Raw genomic sequence first — 16,871 nt, 5'->3', positions numbered from 1 at the left:
CTACTGTCCTCCCTCCATTTCAACTTTTAATGCTTCTACACCTTCATTGATTTCTAAATCAGCATCTTCCACATTATCGCTGTTTTTTTGTTTTTCATCATAATATTGTGACTGAATGCCAAACATATAAGCATATTTTCCATTCTTAGCCATTAGTTCTTCGTGAGTTCCTTCCTCAACAATTGTTCCATCTTCAAACATTGCAATCTTGTCGCAGAACCTTGTACTTCCAAGTCTGTGTGAAATAAAAACTGCTGTTTTTCCATAAATCATATTTTCAAATTCACGATACATTCTGTCCTCTGCCAACGCATCAAGTGCTGCTGTAGGTTCGTCCAAAATAACAACTTTTCCATCTTTATACAAAGCCCTTGCCATGGCAAGTCGCTGTTTTTCCCCTCCTGACAAATCAATTCCTTCTTTATCAAAAATTTTTAATAAATTAGTATGTATGCCCTTTTCGTATGAATTGATTTTTTCACTTAAACCACTTTGCTCCAGCACCTCATTTATCTTATTCATATCAGTTTTGTCTTCCTCTGCAAATGAAATATTCTGATAGATTGGCATTGCAAAACATTCCACATTTTGGAATACAGGTGAAAACAGTTTAAAATATTCTTCCCTGTTGTATTCTTTTATGTCAACATCATTTAAAAGGATTCTTCCTTCACTTGGTTCGTACAACTTCATCATAAGTTTTATGAAAGTAGTTTTTCCGGCACCGTTAACGCCAACTACCGCAAGTTTCGCTCCATTCTTAATGGTTAGATTAACATTCTTTAAGACATAATTATCGTGTCCCGGATACTTAAAGCTTACATTTTCAAATCTAAATTCAAACTTATCAAGATTTATTTCTGTAATGTGACCATCTTTTTCATCTGCTGTTTCCCTGTCTTCCTTCCAGTCAACAAAGTTTCTGTAATCATTAATCATAAGACTATTAGTTCTCATATCTGAATAAATCCAGTTAACATATCCTACTGACGCATGGAATGTAGATACAAGTCCAACATAAAGAACAAAATCCGATATCTGATACGCACCTGTAACAACATTGTAAACAAGCCATGTGTACATAAGAATCTTCTGAACAATCAATACTGATCCAAGGCTTACTTCCCACAAAACCATTCTGTTGTGATGTTTCCTGTTTAATTCTTTGTATGTTTCATTTACACCTGATAACTGATTGAAAAATGCATTTGACATATTAAAAAGTCTGATATCTTTTGCAAAATCAAAATTCTTTGTAGTTGACTCTAAGTAATTCATTTTACGCCATGTTGGTGCCATTGCATCTGAAAACTTGATCTTATCTCTTTTTGTAAAGAAAGATGAAATCTTTACTATTCCAAAAGATATTACAATGAAAATTATCATCATTAATATATTTTGGATTCCTATTAATGCCGCTGACAAAATCATTAATGTTCCCTGGGCAATAAAATTTCTACTTTGGTATAAAACTCCATGAAATCCCTTGCCTCTGTTCAATGCTGTTTTTGCTCTTTGGGCACAATCAAGAAAATCCGGTGATTCCATGTTTTTAAAGTCAGTATGAAATAACTTGTCCATTCTCTTCTTTTCAACATAGCCTTCTGTCTTTCGATATTCAAACTCGAAACTGTTGTAACATGTAGTGCTGATAACATCTAAAATCATCATTATTAAGCAAATAATTACTGTATACATAATTATTGTGTTAAATGGCAAATCATCCTCAATAAATGACAGCACATATTTAGGAGCATATGAATTTAACAAAGTACCCACTATGTCTCCTATAGGCTTAATTAATGTAATTGCCAGCAGTCTTAAGTTACTCTTTCTCTCAATATTCAGGGCATAAATAAAATTATTTAAAAAGCTATATTCCTTCTGTTTTTTCATATGTCTCCTCTTTACTAATGTTACATCTAATTTAATTTTGCGACTTTCATTTTCACATAATTAAAATCAGAAATAAAAGTATACTTTCCTTTTCCTTTAACTTCTTTAACAAAACCTATTTCTTTTAATTTTTTCATAACATTCCTAGCCGTTGAAGTTGAACATTTCAATACTCTCTATCTCAGGAGCACCAAATATCTGATTAGTTTCAATTTCTTCATATATTTTTAATATGTTTTTTCGTTGGTTCATTATAATTCTGACTCTCAATAGCAAACTTTATATTTTGAAAAGACAACTTTTTACTCTCAATAGTTAACTTTTCAGACAAATAGGCATCTTTTTCAACGTTGAAATTATAAATGACTGCGTGCAACACAAAAGCATTTGTATGATAAACTGAAAGCTATTGGTGGATATACATTCTGGTCATATTGGGTTCTCCATCTCCCTGTACCATGCACAAAAATTCCCAACCGTATCTTTCATAGAAACTGGTATGGTCTGTAATCAAATAGACAGGTGTTATGTTTTTTGATTTTAAATCTTCTACAACCATATTAAGCAGATGTCCTGAGATGCCCTGACATCTATATTCCTCTTCTGTGTAGACTGCACAAACATTCGGAGTGAGATCTTTTCGAGCATGGAAATCGTTCTCGATTACTCCCAGCCCACCTACAATTTTATTTTCATCCAAGCAAATATACCAACCATATTCTGTTTTCTTATTCAGATAAGCTTCCATACATTCAAGATAAGCTTCTGTTGGAACTCCCCATTTACTGTGAAACCATTCGGCTGCACAATTTTTTAGTTCTGGCTTTTCTCTTAAAGAAATATACGTGTAATTTTTCATTTTTTCACCATAATCCTTTTTCAAATTTCTTTATCTCTACAAATTTTTATCTATATATTTAAAATAAGGTTTCTTATTAACCTCTGTACTATGTTCCAAATACCATTTAACACTATCTCTCAATCCGTCTTCTAATGATATGGTTTCTGGGTATATTTTGTTTTGACATGATACATTCTTTTGCAAAGTCTATAGCCTCTTTTACACTAATTCTACAACTTACATTTTATTCAAATCAATCCAAAATCTTTGTTCCATAACACCATCAACTACAACTTCGTTTTCTAGTATTCCTCCATTGTTTTCAATACTTTTAGCCGAGCCAATATTTCCTTTATCACAAACCATCAGAACTTTATTTATTCCTAGCTTTCTACACTCGTCCAAAGCCAACGATATCATTTTTGTTGCAATCCCTTTTCTTCTCTCTGATGGACGAACACCATCTCCTATGTGTCCACCATTTAATAACAACTTTTCGTTTAAATAATGCCTAATATTTACAGCACCTACAACAATGTTTCGTTCTTCATCTAAGCAAAAAAATGTTGAATCAGGAACTAAGCCATCACTTGTATCTTTTACCTCCAGATTGTTACAATAGTAATCAAAATCGCTGTAATCTAAACGACCAATTACATAGGGTATAATTTCTTCGCCAGTATTATTCCACTCATCCAACATATCTACGATTTGATTACGATACTTGTTTGTTGCTTTTATTAACTTAAGTTTCACAATAATACCTCCGGCACTAATCCTTTGTTATTAGAATTTATATATCTCCTCTATAATGCACCAATTCCGCTTTGTATATCAAATTTATTTTCTCACATTATATCATCTTCATCTTCTAAATTCCATTTTTCATCTTGGTATTCCCCCTATTTTGATTATTAAATTAATTATTTCTTTACCAATCTTCTCATTATAGATTTTCCTATTTGTAATGTAGCAAATCGTATGGATAGTATTTCATATCTTTTAATTCATAATCATCTAATTTAAGTATTTTAGCTATAGCCCCTGCTTCAAAGCTCCACTATCCATAATAACAGTTAGTGCTTAAGTTGTGCGTATTATGCCAAAAGGCTTGTATATGTTCTCTATACCAGAATCTTTTGACATATTCTTTGAGTTTTTCCACCTTGTCTTCACTGTTTATATTAGTTTCATATTATCCAGATTTCTTCTAAAAAATGAAGCCGGATTAAACTGTACTTCCTACAATCCATCCAGCTTCTTATATATGAATCTCAATTTTTTCCCCCTATTTATTAGAGTCAGATATATTTTACCAAAAAAAATGCTTCAAAACATTTTTTTGCGTAACTTGTATCATTTTTTGCGTAACTTGTCATTTTTTGCCAGGGGGAAGACAAATTTTTGTGTTTTTATATATTATGTGATGTCGAATTTTGTCGAATATAAAAATAGTTTTGGCTATACATTTAGTAATAACGCTGTAGCTTCAACCTCTTTTTCTTTAAACTCAAGTTCAAATTCTCCCTGATATTTTTCTACTATACGCTTTATACTTTTCAAACCAATTCCGTGGTATTCTTTATCTTTCTTAGTTGTTTGTAATTCATTATTTTTATTTCCATCATAAGAATTTTTTACTTTTATTATTATAAATTTCTTCTGTGGTTTTATTACAATACTTACGTTTCCATTTTCGACTTTTTCAGCAGCTTCAATTGCATTATCTAGGAGATTTCCAATTATATTTGTAAAATCAATTTCATCAACAATACATTTATCAGGAATGTTTCCATCTGCATAAAAATTAATTCCCTTATGCTCTGCCGAGTTTTTCTTTGTTGCTAAAACAGCATCAATAACTTTATTTCCTGTCATTTCGTAATGTGTCTTTATTCCTAGTTGTTGTATTTCATTATTTAAATATTTTTTTATCTCCGCTGTACTTTCCTCTTCAACAAGCTGTGCCAATGTAATAATATTATTTTTATAATTATGAATACTTTCTCTCCACAAATCAAATGCTCTCTCTGTGTCTTCAAGTGATTTGCTAAGCATTCTATTTTGCATTTCAACTAATTCTATGTTTTTCTGTTTTTCATAACTGTCGGCCAGTTTAAGTATGAAATACAAAAGAAGCACTCCCAATATCATATCTGCCACAAAAAATATAGTGCTTATTAATGCAACATTTGAATCCTGCTGTTTTAATCCTAAATATATAATTGAAAAATTTGATGCGAAAATAAAGAATGCAACACATCCTATAATTGCTGCATATTTTCCTGAAATAATCCTTCTTTTGCTAACAATTTTATCAATAATCATTATTACCAGAACTAAAAGTACTTTGCTAATTACCATACATACATATCTTGTAGGACTTTTATCTTTAATAGAAGATTGATTTGTCAGGAATAAGGTTACATATACAACTACAAACTCTACTGCTGTTATGATTACACCATATAAAAATACCAATAATATGGCGAACTTCTGTTTTTGTCTGTATATAACCCATTGAATGATAATATACATAATCATAAAAGAAAATGATAAAATAAATGAAACCGTCTTTATGGTATTTAAACCTGTTATTATCGCTGCCCCTATCAAAGAATACAAAAATATTTTCTTTCTGTATTCATCATTTTTTTCGCCTATAAATATTCCACAAAATATACAACACATTAATGTGTCAATAAAACTCCCCAAATACTCTACTACCCAATAAAAAGCTATCATACTTTCTCTCTCCAATACTTTAATAATGTCTTTTTAACATCACTCATCCTCGTTCTGCTAACCGGCAGTTTTTCGTTATTATCCAGTGTGATTTCAACTTTAGAAAACTCACTTACATATTTAATATTTACTGCACATCCACTATAGATTTGAATGAAGTTATTATCATCCAGTTCCTCTAAAAAATTTTTTAAACTTTTTCCAATATACATTACTCTTCCATCATACATGCATATTTTTAATTTTCTTTTATCCACTTCTATATGCATTATTTCAGAATTTTTTATTTTTTTATTTCCTTCATCTGTTTTAATTATTGTATATTTATCATCTTTATCCTTTAAAAGTTCAAAAACATCTTCTAATACCTGAGGCAGTTCCTCATCTAACCGTGTCTTTCTCATATATCTAAATGGTTGATATTGTATGGCATCAAACACCATCTCATCATGTGCCGATACAAATATTAGAGTAATGTTTAATTTTCTTTTTCTAATTTCATTCGCAATCTGTAACCCTGATATATGAGGCATATCGATGTCTAACATTAGAACATCTATGCTTTCTTTTTCTTCACAGATTTCATTTAGCAAAATATTACCATCCGTATAAATAAATATCTCAGTATTGTATTTCATATTCTTTGATATTTTTATGATTTTTGTCTTCATATTATCAATAAATATTTTATTGTCATCGCATATTGCAATATTAATATTCATTATATTTACCTTCTCCGTTAATCTTTATCTTTATTTGTATTTTTCATTATATCATAATTCGTAGCTTTGCTGCTTCCGTGTCTATCATTATCGCAATTTGCCGTTCGCTGTAAAGCTACAAGTAGCTTTTCGCTTTCCCCGCTCATTATATCACATATTCTAATCGATTTTGTTTCAATTTTCTTTCTAAAGGTGTTGAAATTCTTTATCAAATGGTTTATTCTAAATTTAGATTCCATACGACTGGCGGATAAGTGAGAGCACTCACAGGGAGTATGGAGATGTATCGAAGCCGACCGCCTGGGCAACCATTTAGGTTTCCCAGGTGGTTTTTTTATACCCATTTGGCAGGATTTGCGTATGCTATGTCTTATAAGGCACCTTGCTTACCTTTCTATATTTGGAAACCAAAGAAAAAATTTTTTATAAAGGAGAAACACTATGCAGATGTTATCACTTGAAAATGAATTAAAAGAAAATGCGTACCCTGGAAGAGGAATCGTAATCGGTAAAACTCCTAATGGCAAATACGCAGTAACAGCTTATTTCATCATGGGAAGAAGCGAAAACAGCAGAAACAGAGTTTTTGTCGAAGATGGCGAAGGAATCCGTACTCAGGCATTTGACCCTTCTAAATTAGTAGACCCAAGTCTTATTATCTATGCTCCTGTTCGTGTTCTTGGTAACAAAACAATTGTTACAAATGGCGACCAGACAGATACTGTTTACGAATTAATGGATAAAGGTCAGACTTTTGAACAGTCATTAAGAACAAGAGAATTTGAACCTGACGGTCCTAACTATACTCCTAGAATTTCAGGAATTATGCAGGTTGAAGACGGTTCTTATAACTATGCAATGTCTATTTTAAAGAGCAACAACGGTAACCCTGATGCATGCAACAGATACACATTTACATATGAAAATCCTGTAAATGGAGAAGGTCACTTTATTCATACATATATGCATGATGGAAATCCGCTTCCAAGTTTTGAAGGTGAACCAAAGCTTGTTTCAATTAAAGATGATATGAACGAATTCACAGATATGCTTTGGAACAATTTAAATAAAGATAACAAAGTTTCTTTATTTGTAAGATATATCGATATTGAAACAGGGAAATACGAAACTAAGATTATTAACAAGAATAAATAATTTAAAGATTGGAGATTTATAATGAAAGAATTAGAATTAAAATATGGTTGTAATCCAAATCAGAAGCCATCAAGAATATTTATGAATGAAGGTGAACTTCCTATCGAAGTTCTTAACGGAAAACCGGGATACATCAATTTCCTTGATGCTTTCAATGGTTGGCAGTTAGTTAGAGAATTAAAGAAAGCTACAGGACTTCCTGCTGCTACTTCTTTTAAGCATGTATCACCTGCCGGAGCTGCTGTTGGTCTTCCTTTAAGTGAAATCGAATCAAAGATTTATTGGGTTGATGATTTAGGAGAATTATCACCACTTGCCAGCGCTTATGCAAGAGCCAGAGGTGCTGACAGAATGTCTTCATATGGTGACTTCATTGCTCTTTCTGATGTTTGTGATGTTTCTACAGCAGCAATCATTAAGAGAGAATTCTCAGATGGAATTATCGCTCCGGGTTATGAACCTGAAGCTTTAGAAATGTTAAAAGGAAAGAAAAAAGGAAGTTACGCGATTATTCAGATTGACCCTGATTATGAACCTGCTCCAATTGAACATAAAGAAGTATTTGGTGTTACATTTGAACAGGGACGTAACGACTTAAATATTGATGAACATTTCTTTGACAATATTGTTACTGAAAACAAAGACCTTCCTGAAAAAGCTAAAATTGACATGGCAATTGCTATGATTACATTAAAATATACTCAGTCTAACTCAGTATGTTTCGTTAAAAACGGTCAGGCAATAGGTGTAGGTGCAGGACAGCAGTCAAGAATTCACTGTGTAAGATTAGCCGGACAGAAGGCTGATAACTGGTTACTTCGTCAGGCACCACAGGTACTTAACCTTCCATTTATTGAAGGTATGAAACGTGCTAACAGAGATAATGCAATCGACCTTTACATTGGTGAAGATTATATGGATGTTCTTGCAGATGGTAAATGGGAAAGTATCTTCACAGAAAAACCACCTGTATTTACAAAAGAAGAAAAACAGGCATGGTTAGCTCAGGCTTCAGATATTACACTTGGTTCTGATGCATTCTTCCCATTCGATGACAATATCGAAAGAGCTGCTAAGAGCGGTGTTAAATATGTTGCACAGCCGGGTGGTTCAATTCGTGATCAAGATGTTATCGATGCTTGTAACAGACATAATATGGTAATGAGCTTTACAGGAATCCGTTTATTCCATCACTAAAATATTATTTCTGTAATGAAATTTAATGACAGATTACTATTATTTAATTATAAAATTTTGTAATTTGAATAAATCATTTCAACTAAATAAATATATAAAAGCAAAGAAATCCGGCAGCACTTAACCGTCTGCCGGATTTCTTTGTTCAATAAAAAATATAAAGATAAGATGACCTGTCCACTTTTTATTTTTTATCATTAGTAGATAACGCTTTAATAACTTTGTCATAATCCACTGAAACCACCTCAAGAAGTTCATTTACCTTCTCCATTCTTCTTTTCTTTAGAGAATCGACTAATGGAATAATATGATTATACAACTGGTTTAAACTTAAGTTACCTGTAATCCCCTTCAATGCATTCGCTGCCTGAAAAGCCTGTTCTGCGTCTCCTTTGCTAATTGCTTCACACATTATGTCGTAGTTTACATCCTTTGGGAATGTAAACAAAAATCTTTCATACAAATCCTCCTTGTCATTAAATCTTCTTATTCCATCGTTAACATCAATTCCCGCTTGTGTTAACAACTCTTTATTCATTTTTCCTCCTTTAGAATAAGATGTTCAATATACTTTGCTTTTTACGAATAAAGCTAGACTGTTGTACAAAAAAAGTCTTGGGCACAGCACACCAAGACTAATAAAGTGCAACTGGCTGCCATTTTAAAGGCCCTATAGCTTTGCGTCACAGGTTTTCACCTGCTTTGCTAAATATATTTACTATATTTATAGTATATCGCTTTTTTTGATATATACAATGCGATTTACAATTTGTTTACAGTTTTCGTGAATTTGTCTATACAAATTCACGTTTACTATAAAAATTTCTTTAAATATGAAATACCTTTTTCAATCTTTCATCTTCATATAATACCTTCTTTGCCAAATCTCTATATTCTTTTTCATGTAAATAAGTATGTCTGTGAGGCTTTATTGAAGGTGCCATATCTATTGCCTTTTCATAGTCTTTGATATCCAAGTCTAATTTCTCAACAAAATTCCAAAATCCCGTATCGGTAAATATTGTATTTACTCTCTTATATCTGTGATTCTGAACAACGCTCATTAGATAAGTTGCAATGCCAACCTGGACTCCGTGTAATTGTGGTACAGGAAGCATTTTATCAAGAGCATGTGAAATCAAATGTTCACTTCCACTTGTAGGTGCACTTCCTCCTGCAATTTCATTTGCGATTCCACTCATTGCAAGCGAGTCTAACAACTCTTTTAAGAACAAATCATCTTTAATACTTTCAAACGGTGTTCTTACAAAACTATTTACAGCCTTTTTTGCAATCATCATTGCAAAATCATTTAACTCTGTATAACCTTTTTGATCTTCATACACCCAGTCATAAAGTGCCGTAATTTTTGATACCATATCTCCAATTCCTGAATAAATAAATTTTTCAGGAGCACTTTTTATTATCTGTGTGTCGGCAACAATTCCATATGCCATTCTTGCCGGAACCGATGTACGTCTTCCATTAACAAGAAGTGATGCACTGGCACTTGAAAAGCCATCACTGGATGCTGAAGTAGGCACGCTTATAAATGGTAATTTTCTAAGATATGCGGCATATTTTGCACCGTCAATAACTTTACCACCACCAATACCTACTACAACCTGTGCTTTAGAATCAATATCAAATGCAATCCCTATCAATTCTTCTATTTTAATTGAATCCATTTCTCTGTAGCCAAGCACATTGACTCCTGCATCTTTAAGTGACTTCATTACTGTTTCACCAAACATGTCTATTAAATCATTTCCAAAATATATTACGGCATTAGACATTCCACTCGATTTAATATAAGTACCAAGATTTTCTAATGTTCCTTTTCCGACTTTCAAAATTGTAGGTATTGCTATATGACTACCACCCATTATTGTGACTCCTTTGATTAACTTAATATTATTTATGCCGGGAACATTAATCTAAAACCTATCCAATATATAATGATTTCAAATATTTCCCGGCATAATAAATTTTATATTTTCTATAAATTATTCTTTGACCAATCCATCAGGCTCTTTGAAAAATTAATTGTTGCTGTTGATGTCCAATGGCATCCGTCACCGCCATCACATGATGATTTCAAATATCCTTTTCCATCATCAAACAAACCTGTGTAATCATAATAATATACATTATCTGTTGCTGCTGCCAAATCTGAGTACGCTTTATTAAATTTCAAACGCTGTGATTTCTTTGGCACATTTGCAGTACTTCTTTTGCCCGTTGGTGCTATTGGAAGAAGGACTATCTGTACATTTTTATTTTTCTTTTTAAGTTTATTTATCATCGTTTTAAAATTGTTGATTGTAGGAGTTGTATTGTCAGTACCTGATTCATTCATTCCTATTAAAAAATATACTCTGTCAGGATTATATGATGCAACTTTTTCTATACCTGTAGCACTTTTTCCATTAACTTTAAATTTCTTTGAATTTATAAATCCTGAACTACTTACACCTACACTACTTATAAAATGTGTTCCCTTTGGATACTGATTCTTTGCCCAAAGTTCAATTCCTTCAACATAGCATTCTCCTGCAACTACAATACTTAAATCTTTAGTTGCAGCCTTTACATATTTAGCCTTTGAAAGACTGCTTTCTCCCATGCTTCCGGCAACTGTTCTTACAGCCTGCACTTTATAGTAGTATTTTTGACCGCCTACTGTATTTGTATCCACGTAATTTCTGGCAGTTGTTGATGTAAGAAGGCTATAAGTTCCACCCTTTGTTGTAGCTCTGTATACTTTGTAACTATTCGCTTTTTTTACACGATTCCATTTAATCTTAACCTGTTTTTCAGTTTTATTCTTTACCGTAATTGTTGGTGCATTTAAAACAATTGTCTGGTTCTTTTTTTGATTTTTAACAGTTTCAGCCTTAACATTTTTTACACATGAATATTTTTGAATTTCATTGTCAAATGAACTCATTTCACACATTCCTGCCAAAATAAGTGCTATTGTGCATGCCCATGTAAAAGTAATAAATTTTTTCATAATTATAATCCACCTTTCTGATAAAATAGCAATGTCTAAAAATCCATACTAAGTCTTGTTTCAACATTAGGTCTTACATATGTGTTTGCAACATGCTGATGTTTTGGATGTGTCTGATATGCCTTCAATGCATACTCATTTTCAAATTCACTATCCATCATTATATCAGCAGATGAAGATGGCAAATATTCTATTCGGATGTTCATTTTTAACAATCCGTCAATCTGTCCTTCTAATGCTTCTAAATTTTCCTTTATATCTTTCTTCGCCTGTATCTTTTCTTCTTCTGTTAATGTTTCCTTTAACTTCCATAAAATAATATGCTTTACCATTTCATGCCTCCTAAAATTTATTCTTTCCACACCATTGTAACCGACCTAAATAGTTTTTTCAATTGTTGTAGACATTCATATTTTCATTATGGTACTATAACTTTTGAAAACGATAAATTTATTATTAAGAATTAATTAAAATTTAAGGTCAATATCATTACATTTTTAATCTGACAAAATTTAGCAAAATTGCATTTGTCGTCGCTGGTTCAAATCGACATATATGTAGTTTGAATGAAACCATCGTTTGAAATTCAAACTACATGTTGAAGATTTAGAACTGTTGCGAGTGACAAGTTGCACAAGCGTAATTCTGTTAATTTTGTCAGATTGAAATATAAATGAAATTATACTTATTTACGGAAAGGATATTTTAATATGGCAGCAGAAACAAAATTTACCGGGACTGATACTTATGTAGCATCTGACGATTTATTAGCAGCAGTTGAGGTTGCAACAAAGCTTCAAAAGCCTTTGCTAGTTAAGGGAGAACCGGGAACAGGTAAAACTATGCTTGCTGAGGCAGTTGCTAAAGCTCTCGACAAAGAATTATTAATTTGGAACATAAAATCTACAACTAAAGCTCAGGACGGTTTATATATTTACGATACAATTCAAAGATTATATGACAGCCAGTTTGGTGTAGATGGTGTGGATGATATCAGCAGATATATCAAACTTGGAAAACTTGGAGAAGCCTTCAAAAAAGAGGAGCAGGTTATTTTATTAATTGATGAAATAGATAAGGCTGATTTGGAATTTCCTAACGATCTTCTTTGGGAACTTGATAAAATGGAATTTTATATTAATGAAACTAAAGAAACTGTTAAGGCAAAAATCCGTCCTATAGTTATCATTACTTCAAATGCTGAAAAGGAACTTCCTGACGCATTTTTACGTCGTTGTATTTTCCACTATATTTCATTTCCAAATGCAGATTTAATGAGACAGATTGTTAATGCTCATTTTGAAAATTTAGAAGAACATTTGCTTGAGCAGGCAATGAAAACATTTTACTGGATTAGAAGTATTAGAGATGTTAGAAAGAAACCTAGCACATCTGAATTTATAGATTGGATTAGAGCTCTTATGATTGGTGGCGTTGACCCTGATTCTATTGAGAAAACACTTCCATATCTTGGTGTTTTAATTAAGAAGGATGAAGATTTAGAAACAATAAAACAGATGAGCTTATAGGAGGGAATTTATGTTTACTGACTTTTTCTATGTATTGAAAAATCACGGATTAAACATTTCTACCACCGAATGGCTTATGCTTATGGACGCACTTGATAAAGATTTGGCCCATTCAAATTTTACTGATTTTTATTATCTTTGCCGTACAATTTTAGTTAAAAGCGAAGGTGATTATGACAAATTTGATATTGCCTTTCAGGAATATTTTAACGATATAAAAGATAATTCTTTTGATATGAGTAAAATTGATGCATGGCTGCACAATGATGTTGAAACGGGCAAGAAAACTTACCCAAGCAAATATATAGACAAGCGTACCGAGCGTGAAGCCAAGGAAGTTCATCGTAAATTTGAGGAACGACTTGGTGAACAGAAAACTGAGCATCACGGTGGAACTTACTGGATTGGTATGGGCGGTGGCTCTGAATTTGGTAAAAGAGGTCACGTAGCCGGTGGTATTCAGTTAGGAAATGAAGCCGGAATGAAAACTGCTTTCACTGTTATGGGCGAAAGACGTTATAAAGATTTCAGACGTGATACAAAACTTACAATGCGACAGTTTCAGGTTGCTTTCCGTGAACTTCGCCAATATTCAAGAAAACTTGATTTGCCAAAAACTGAACTTGATATCGACGGAACAATTAATTCAACCTGTAATCAGGGTGGTTATTTAAAATTAGAATTTCAACAGCCAAGAAAAAATACTGTAAAGCTTATGCTTTTATTTGACAGTGGTGGTTCGATGTATCCTTATAGTTCTTTGTGTAACGAGCTTTTTCAGGCTGTGCATAAAGCTAATCATTTTAAGGATGTAAAAACTTTTTACTTCCACAATTGTATTTATGCTAAATTATATAAAACACCTGAATGCGCAAGTGGTGACTGGATAGATACTACATGGGCATTTAGAAATTATGATAAGGATTATAAAGTAATTATTGTTGGCGATGCAGGTATGGCACCTGAAGAATTCAAAGATAAAAACGGTAATTACAGTGGTCCAAACGGTGGACTTTCAGGTAAGGAATGGATTGAACTTTTTAAGAAGAAATATCCACACAGCATTTGGTTAAATCCTTCATATCACTATGGAGATTTGAACAATATGTACTGGATGGAATCTGAAAGAGTAATTCGCGAAAACATCGATATGTTTCCTTTAACTGTTGATGGACTTAAGCGTGGCATTAAAACACTTATGTATGATAAGAAGAAATAAAGGCTCGTGGATGCGTCTGACGACTTGTGATTGTGTAAGTCGGACTTGATTTACGGATAATATTAAATCAATTTTCGTCCGTAATATATTTTAGTAATTTAATTATTTTGAATTCTACAATTAAATTATGTAAACCAAATTACGGATAATTTTTCAATTTGAAATATTATCCGTAATTTTATTTTTACTTTAATTTATACTGAACCTATGGCCGTGGGCACATACACTTCATCTGTTAATTCTGCATTTTTATCTGCTGTCCCTGTATTAAAGGATATCTCACAAGGCTTTCCCCTTCAAGATTTTCCTTATGCATATCAACTGCAGTAATCTGATTATTTTCATAAGTAGTGTAATAGTAAATTCCCTTTGTCGCATTGCAGCATGAAGTATAAATAGTTATTTCGTATTTACCCTCATCTACTTCACAACATCCTCTTTGTTGTTCAACTGAACCTAAAATATGAAAGAACTGACTAACACTCTCATTTTCCGTTTCCCCTGATTTGGAATTCATTTTTGTAAACGCTACTCTTACAAATCTTGACCCTGAAGACAAATCTCCCGGCATTCCAATTGCACCCATTCCTCTGCTATATGAATTAAGTTGCAAATTATCTGAGAAACTGTTAGTCGGTTGTTTTGATGATAAATGCATGTAATTGTTAAGTTGAAACATCTGCTGTTCAAATGGTGGATTATTAGTCAATACCCCTACCGGATTGTCATATACATGTAATCCCGATTCAGTTGATTCAACTGTTATTGCTTCATTTGCATCTGCTATAATCCAGTGAAGACTTGCCGCCGGCAATTGCTCGCTAAACTGAGTTCCTACTAAATTCATTTCACTTAATACTTTTCGTGCCTCTTTTACTGATTCACATTGTCTAAGTATCCATGGTATAAATTCGTATTGTGCTACATTTTTAGTGTCAGATTTTACTTCACTGTACACAGCATTTCCTACGAAATTGAGTCCTGCCATTCCTAATCCTTTTTCATTTATCGCATCATAATATAAAGGATAATCATTTACAACAAATGCCATTCCAATAATTGCATAATTATTTTTTGCCTCAATTCCATGTCTGAATTTCAATTTATAGTTTCTTGGTGTAATCGTAACTTCCTCATTATAAGAAAATTCGTAATCAAGTGTTCTGCCAAAATAAAAATCTTTTGTCTTATATGTTGCTGCTGTACACATATAATTTCCTCCATTTTCTACTTATAATATTTAATTTGTAAAATAGGTAAGTTTAATTTTAGGATGTTCCACTGCTTGGAGCCAGTAATGGTTCAAAAATTATTACACTTCAATATAATATGGACATATGTCTTCATATTTCCCATTTTTCAATCTGAATCCATTAGGTATTATACCCAATTGTTTAAATCCAACACGTTCGTATAAATGTCTTGCATGTACATTTGTTGCCACTACAGCATTAAACTGAAGCACTTTATAGCCATTATCGTAAGCTTTTAAAATGCAGTCTTTTACTAGTTTTTCTCCAATATGCAATCCTCTGCTTTTTGATGATACTGTGTAACTTGCGTTACAGATATGTCCGCATCTTCCTACATTATTTGGATGCAGAATGTATAAGCCTAAAATTTTTTTTCATCATTCAATTCTTCCATTCATAAAAAACCCCTACATATCTGCCAATATGTAGGGTGATTCTGCCATCATTAATTATTATTTTTATGCTCATCCCAATTTGTAAAACCTATATCGATTTTATCATACTTTATTGCTCAGTTCCAGTATTTTTCTCCCTATTGCAACACCTGAACCGAAAACGCTGTTGTCTGTGGTGGAATGCTTGCCGTCTGGAAATTTGCATGATTTATTCTAACTAATTGTCCCGGTCTTAAGTTTCGTAATCTGATTCTGTTTCCTTCTCTGTCTGTTATAACTGTATTATTATTTACGATAAATCTCGTTTGTGAATTAATATCATTTCTATTTCCCGTATAAAAAGAGCTGTTCTCCAAATCTATAGATGCAATTCTGTCTATTGTTACTGAGCTAACCGATTGCTGACTTCTTCCCTGTACAATAATTAAAAATGCATTTGCCTGTGGTGGAATACTTCTTGTCATAGCACCTGAAAAAATTGCATTAATCCACATACCTTCCTGTATGCAACAAGTACATAAATTTTGTCCTCTAAAGTTAATAATTTTTGTATTTCTATTTATATTTAATCTGACCTGCTGCCTATTGTTTCTTCCCATTGATGTATCATTATATGAAACTACAATGTAGCCTCCCGCAGTATTAAAACATACCGATTCTTCAACAAACCCATTATCTATTCTCATTATATTTCCTAATTGAAACATAAGTCCATTTACATTACTATCCACCATAAACCTCATATTATATTTCTGATAATATTTATTATATGTTTAATTAAGATAAAAGTGTTGAAATGAGATTTACTGCACATAACAAAAAATGTAGATATTGGTTACCATTCATACTAAGACCTGAATTACACCATATTGGGCAATGAATACAAAAAAGAGACGCTGAACT

Annotated in this window: 16 protein-coding genes, 1 pseudogene and 2 riboswitches; of the genes and pseudogenes, 4 read left to right on the top strand and 13 right to left on the bottom strand. The window is 32.3% G+C overall.

Annotated elements, in window-relative coordinates; genetic code table 11:
- From DWX29_RS03670 to DWX29_RS13015, 6 genes are all read right to left on the bottom strand, one after another.
- The gene (locus DWX29_RS03670) at positions 1 to 1,896 is read right to left on the bottom strand and encodes an ABC transporter ATP-binding protein (protein ID WP_117909977.1); all 1,896 of its coding nucleotides are present in this window, start codon (positions 1,894 to 1,896) and stop codon (positions 1 to 3) included.
- Between the two features lie 406 nt (positions 1,897 to 2,302).
- Positions 2,303 to 2,755 carry a GNAT family N-acetyltransferase gene (locus tag DWX29_RS03660; RefSeq protein WP_022087961.1) on the bottom strand — a complete coding sequence of 151 codons (453 nt, stop codon included), beginning with the start codon at positions 2,753 to 2,755 and terminating at the stop codon, positions 2,303 to 2,305.
- Positions 2,756 to 2,974: 219 nt separating this feature from the next.
- Positions 2,975 to 3,493, bottom strand: a complete 519-nt coding sequence (locus tag DWX29_RS03650; RefSeq protein ID WP_118565203.1) for a GNAT family N-acetyltransferase — start codon at positions 3,491 to 3,493, stop codon at positions 2,975 to 2,977.
- A gap of 705 nt (positions 3,494 to 4,198) precedes the next feature.
- Complete coding sequence (locus DWX29_RS03635; RefSeq protein WP_118565201.1) at positions 4,199 to 5,482, bottom strand: sensor histidine kinase; 1,284 nt, start codon at positions 5,480 to 5,482, stop codon at positions 4,199 to 4,201.
- Complete coding sequence (locus tag DWX29_RS03630) at positions 5,479 to 6,204, bottom strand: LytTR family DNA-binding domain-containing protein (RefSeq protein ID WP_022088548.1); 726 nt, start codon at positions 6,202 to 6,204, stop codon at positions 5,479 to 5,481. The genes DWX29_RS03635 and DWX29_RS03630 overlap by 4 nt, the downstream gene beginning before the upstream one ends.
- 17 nt (positions 6,205 to 6,221) lie before the next feature.
- Positions 6,222 to 6,350, bottom strand: coding sequence for a hypothetical protein (locus tag DWX29_RS13015; protein ID WP_279218234.1), 129 nt, complete (start codon positions 6,348 to 6,350; stop codon positions 6,222 to 6,224).
- A gap of 83 nt (positions 6,351 to 6,433) precedes the next feature.
- A riboswitch (ZMP/ZTP riboswitch) is annotated at positions 6,434 to 6,517 on the top strand.
- Positions 6,518 to 6,645: 128 nt separating this feature from the next.
- On the opposite strand from DWX29_RS13015, the gene DWX29_RS03620 reads away from it, so the two are divergent.
- Positions 6,646 to 7,359, top strand: coding sequence for an IMP cyclohydrolase (locus DWX29_RS03620; RefSeq protein ID WP_118565199.1), 714 nt, complete (start codon positions 6,646 to 6,648; stop codon positions 7,357 to 7,359).
- A gap of 21 nt (positions 7,360 to 7,380) precedes the next feature.
- Positions 7,381 to 8,556 carry a phosphoribosylaminoimidazolecarboxamide formyltransferase gene (locus tag DWX29_RS03615; RefSeq protein ID WP_118565198.1) on the top strand — a complete coding sequence of 392 codons (1,176 nt, stop codon included), beginning with the start codon at positions 7,381 to 7,383 and terminating at the stop codon, positions 8,554 to 8,556.
- Between the two features lie 184 nt (positions 8,557 to 8,740).
- Here DWX29_RS03615 and DWX29_RS03610 read toward each other — a convergent pair whose 3' ends face one another.
- The 4 genes from DWX29_RS03610 to DWX29_RS03595 all read right to left on the bottom strand — a co-directional run bounded on the left by DWX29_RS03610 (position 8,741) and on the right by DWX29_RS03595 (position 11,904).
- Positions 8,741 to 9,094 carry a hypothetical protein gene (locus DWX29_RS03610; protein ID WP_022088545.1) on the bottom strand — a complete coding sequence of 118 codons (354 nt, stop codon included), beginning with the start codon at positions 9,092 to 9,094 and terminating at the stop codon, positions 8,741 to 8,743.
- Between the two features lie 103 nt (positions 9,095 to 9,197).
- Positions 9,198 to 9,273, bottom strand: a riboswitch (cyclic di-GMP riboswitch).
- Between the two features lie 110 nt (positions 9,274 to 9,383).
- A complete protein-coding gene (locus tag DWX29_RS03605; RefSeq protein ID WP_022088544.1) occupies positions 9,384 to 10,442 on the bottom strand; it encodes an iron-containing alcohol dehydrogenase family protein in 1,059 nt (352 codons plus the stop codon).
- 113 nt (positions 10,443 to 10,555) lie between these two features.
- Positions 10,556 to 11,572, bottom strand: coding sequence for a GDSL-type esterase/lipase family protein (locus DWX29_RS03600; protein ID WP_118565197.1), 1,017 nt, complete (start codon positions 11,570 to 11,572; stop codon positions 10,556 to 10,558).
- Between the two features lie 35 nt (positions 11,573 to 11,607).
- A complete protein-coding gene (locus tag DWX29_RS03595; RefSeq protein ID WP_118565196.1) occupies positions 11,608 to 11,904 on the bottom strand; it encodes a Dabb family protein in 297 nt (98 codons plus the stop codon).
- A gap of 378 nt (positions 11,905 to 12,282) precedes the next feature.
- Here DWX29_RS03595 and DWX29_RS03590 point away from each other — a divergent pair, with 378 nt between their 5' ends.
- Positions 12,283 to 13,101 carry a MoxR family ATPase gene (locus DWX29_RS03590; RefSeq protein ID WP_022088541.1) on the top strand — a complete coding sequence of 273 codons (819 nt, stop codon included), beginning with the start codon at positions 12,283 to 12,285 and terminating at the stop codon, positions 13,099 to 13,101.
- A 10-nt stretch (positions 13,102 to 13,111) separates the two neighbouring features.
- Positions 13,112 to 14,320 (top strand): VWA domain-containing protein, encoded by a 1,209-nt coding sequence (locus tag DWX29_RS03585; RefSeq protein ID WP_199522680.1) that lies wholly within the window; start codon positions 13,112 to 13,114, stop codon positions 14,318 to 14,320.
- 235 nt (positions 14,321 to 14,555) lie between these two features.
- Here the strand turns inward: DWX29_RS03585 and bsh are convergent, their stop codons facing one another.
- The 3 genes and pseudogenes from bsh to DWX29_RS03570 all read right to left on the bottom strand — a co-directional run bounded on the left by bsh (position 14,556) and on the right by DWX29_RS03570 (position 16,702).
- The gene (gene bsh, locus DWX29_RS03580; RefSeq protein WP_117909953.1) at positions 14,556 to 15,530 is read right to left on the bottom strand and encodes a choloylglycine hydrolase; all 975 of its coding nucleotides are present in this window, start codon (positions 15,528 to 15,530) and stop codon (positions 14,556 to 14,558) included.
- A gap of 102 nt (positions 15,531 to 15,632) precedes the next feature.
- Positions 15,633 to 15,944: pseudogene (locus DWX29_RS03575) on the bottom strand (GNAT family N-acetyltransferase); the annotation flags it as partial.
- Positions 15,945 to 16,105: 161 nt separating this feature from the next.
- Complete coding sequence (locus DWX29_RS03570) at positions 16,106 to 16,702, bottom strand: hypothetical protein (RefSeq protein ID WP_347497646.1); 597 nt, start codon at positions 16,700 to 16,702, stop codon at positions 16,106 to 16,108.
- Between the last annotated feature and the right edge of the window lie 169 nt (positions 16,703 to 16,871).

The sequence above is a fragment of the Eubacterium sp. AF19-12LB genome (assembly GCF_003479125.1).
GTDB lineage: Bacteria > Bacillota > Clostridia > Lachnospirales > Lachnospiraceae > Eubacterium_U > Eubacterium_U album.
This window is presented reverse-complemented; position numbering and strand designations above follow the sequence as displayed.

Excerpts from the sequence above, each read along its gene's own strand:
- DWX29_RS03670 (WP_117909977.1), bottom strand. The coding sequence starts at position 1,896 with ATGAAAAAACAGAAGGAATATAGCTTTTTAAATAATTTTATTTATGCC.
- DWX29_RS03660 (WP_022087961.1), bottom strand. The coding sequence starts at position 2,755 with ATGAAAAATTACACGTATATTTCTTTAAGAGAAAAGCCAGAACTAAAA.
- DWX29_RS03635 (WP_118565201.1), bottom strand. The coding sequence starts at position 5,482 with ATGATAGCTTTTTATTGGGTAGTAGAGTATTTGGGGAGTTTTATTGAC.
- DWX29_RS03630 (WP_022088548.1), bottom strand. The coding sequence starts at position 6,204 with ATGAATATTAATATTGCAATATGCGATGACAATAAAATATTTATTGAT.
- DWX29_RS13015 (WP_279218234.1), bottom strand. The coding sequence starts at position 6,350 with ATGAGCGGGGAAAGCGAAAAGCTACTTGTAGCTTTACAGCGAACGGCA.
- DWX29_RS03620 (WP_118565199.1), top strand. The coding sequence starts at position 6,646 with ATGCAGATGTTATCACTTGAAAATGAATTAAAAGAAAATGCGTACCCT.
- DWX29_RS03615 (WP_118565198.1), top strand. The coding sequence starts at position 7,381 with ATGAAAGAATTAGAATTAAAATATGGTTGTAATCCAAATCAGAAGCCA.
- DWX29_RS03610 (WP_022088545.1), bottom strand. The coding sequence starts at position 9,094 with ATGAATAAAGAGTTGTTAACACAAGCGGGAATTGATGTTAACGATGGA.
- DWX29_RS03605 (WP_022088544.1), bottom strand. The coding sequence starts at position 10,442 with ATGGGTGGTAGTCATATAGCAATACCTACAATTTTGAAAGTCGGAAAA.
- DWX29_RS03600 (WP_118565197.1), bottom strand. The coding sequence starts at position 11,572 with ATGAAAAAATTTATTACTTTTACATGGGCATGCACAATAGCACTTATT.
- DWX29_RS03595 (WP_118565196.1), bottom strand. The coding sequence starts at position 11,904 with ATGGTAAAGCATATTATTTTATGGAAGTTAAAGGAAACATTAACAGAA.
- DWX29_RS03590 (WP_022088541.1), top strand. The coding sequence starts at position 12,283 with ATGGCAGCAGAAACAAAATTTACCGGGACTGATACTTATGTAGCATCT.
- DWX29_RS03585 (WP_199522680.1), top strand. The coding sequence starts at position 13,112 with ATGTTTACTGACTTTTTCTATGTATTGAAAAATCACGGATTAAACATT.
- bsh (WP_117909953.1), bottom strand. The coding sequence starts at position 15,530 with ATGTGTACAGCAGCAACATATAAGACAAAAGATTTTTATTTTGGCAGA.
- DWX29_RS03570 (WP_347497646.1), bottom strand. The coding sequence starts at position 16,702 with ATGGTGGATAGTAATGTAAATGGACTTATGTTTCAATTAGGAAATATA.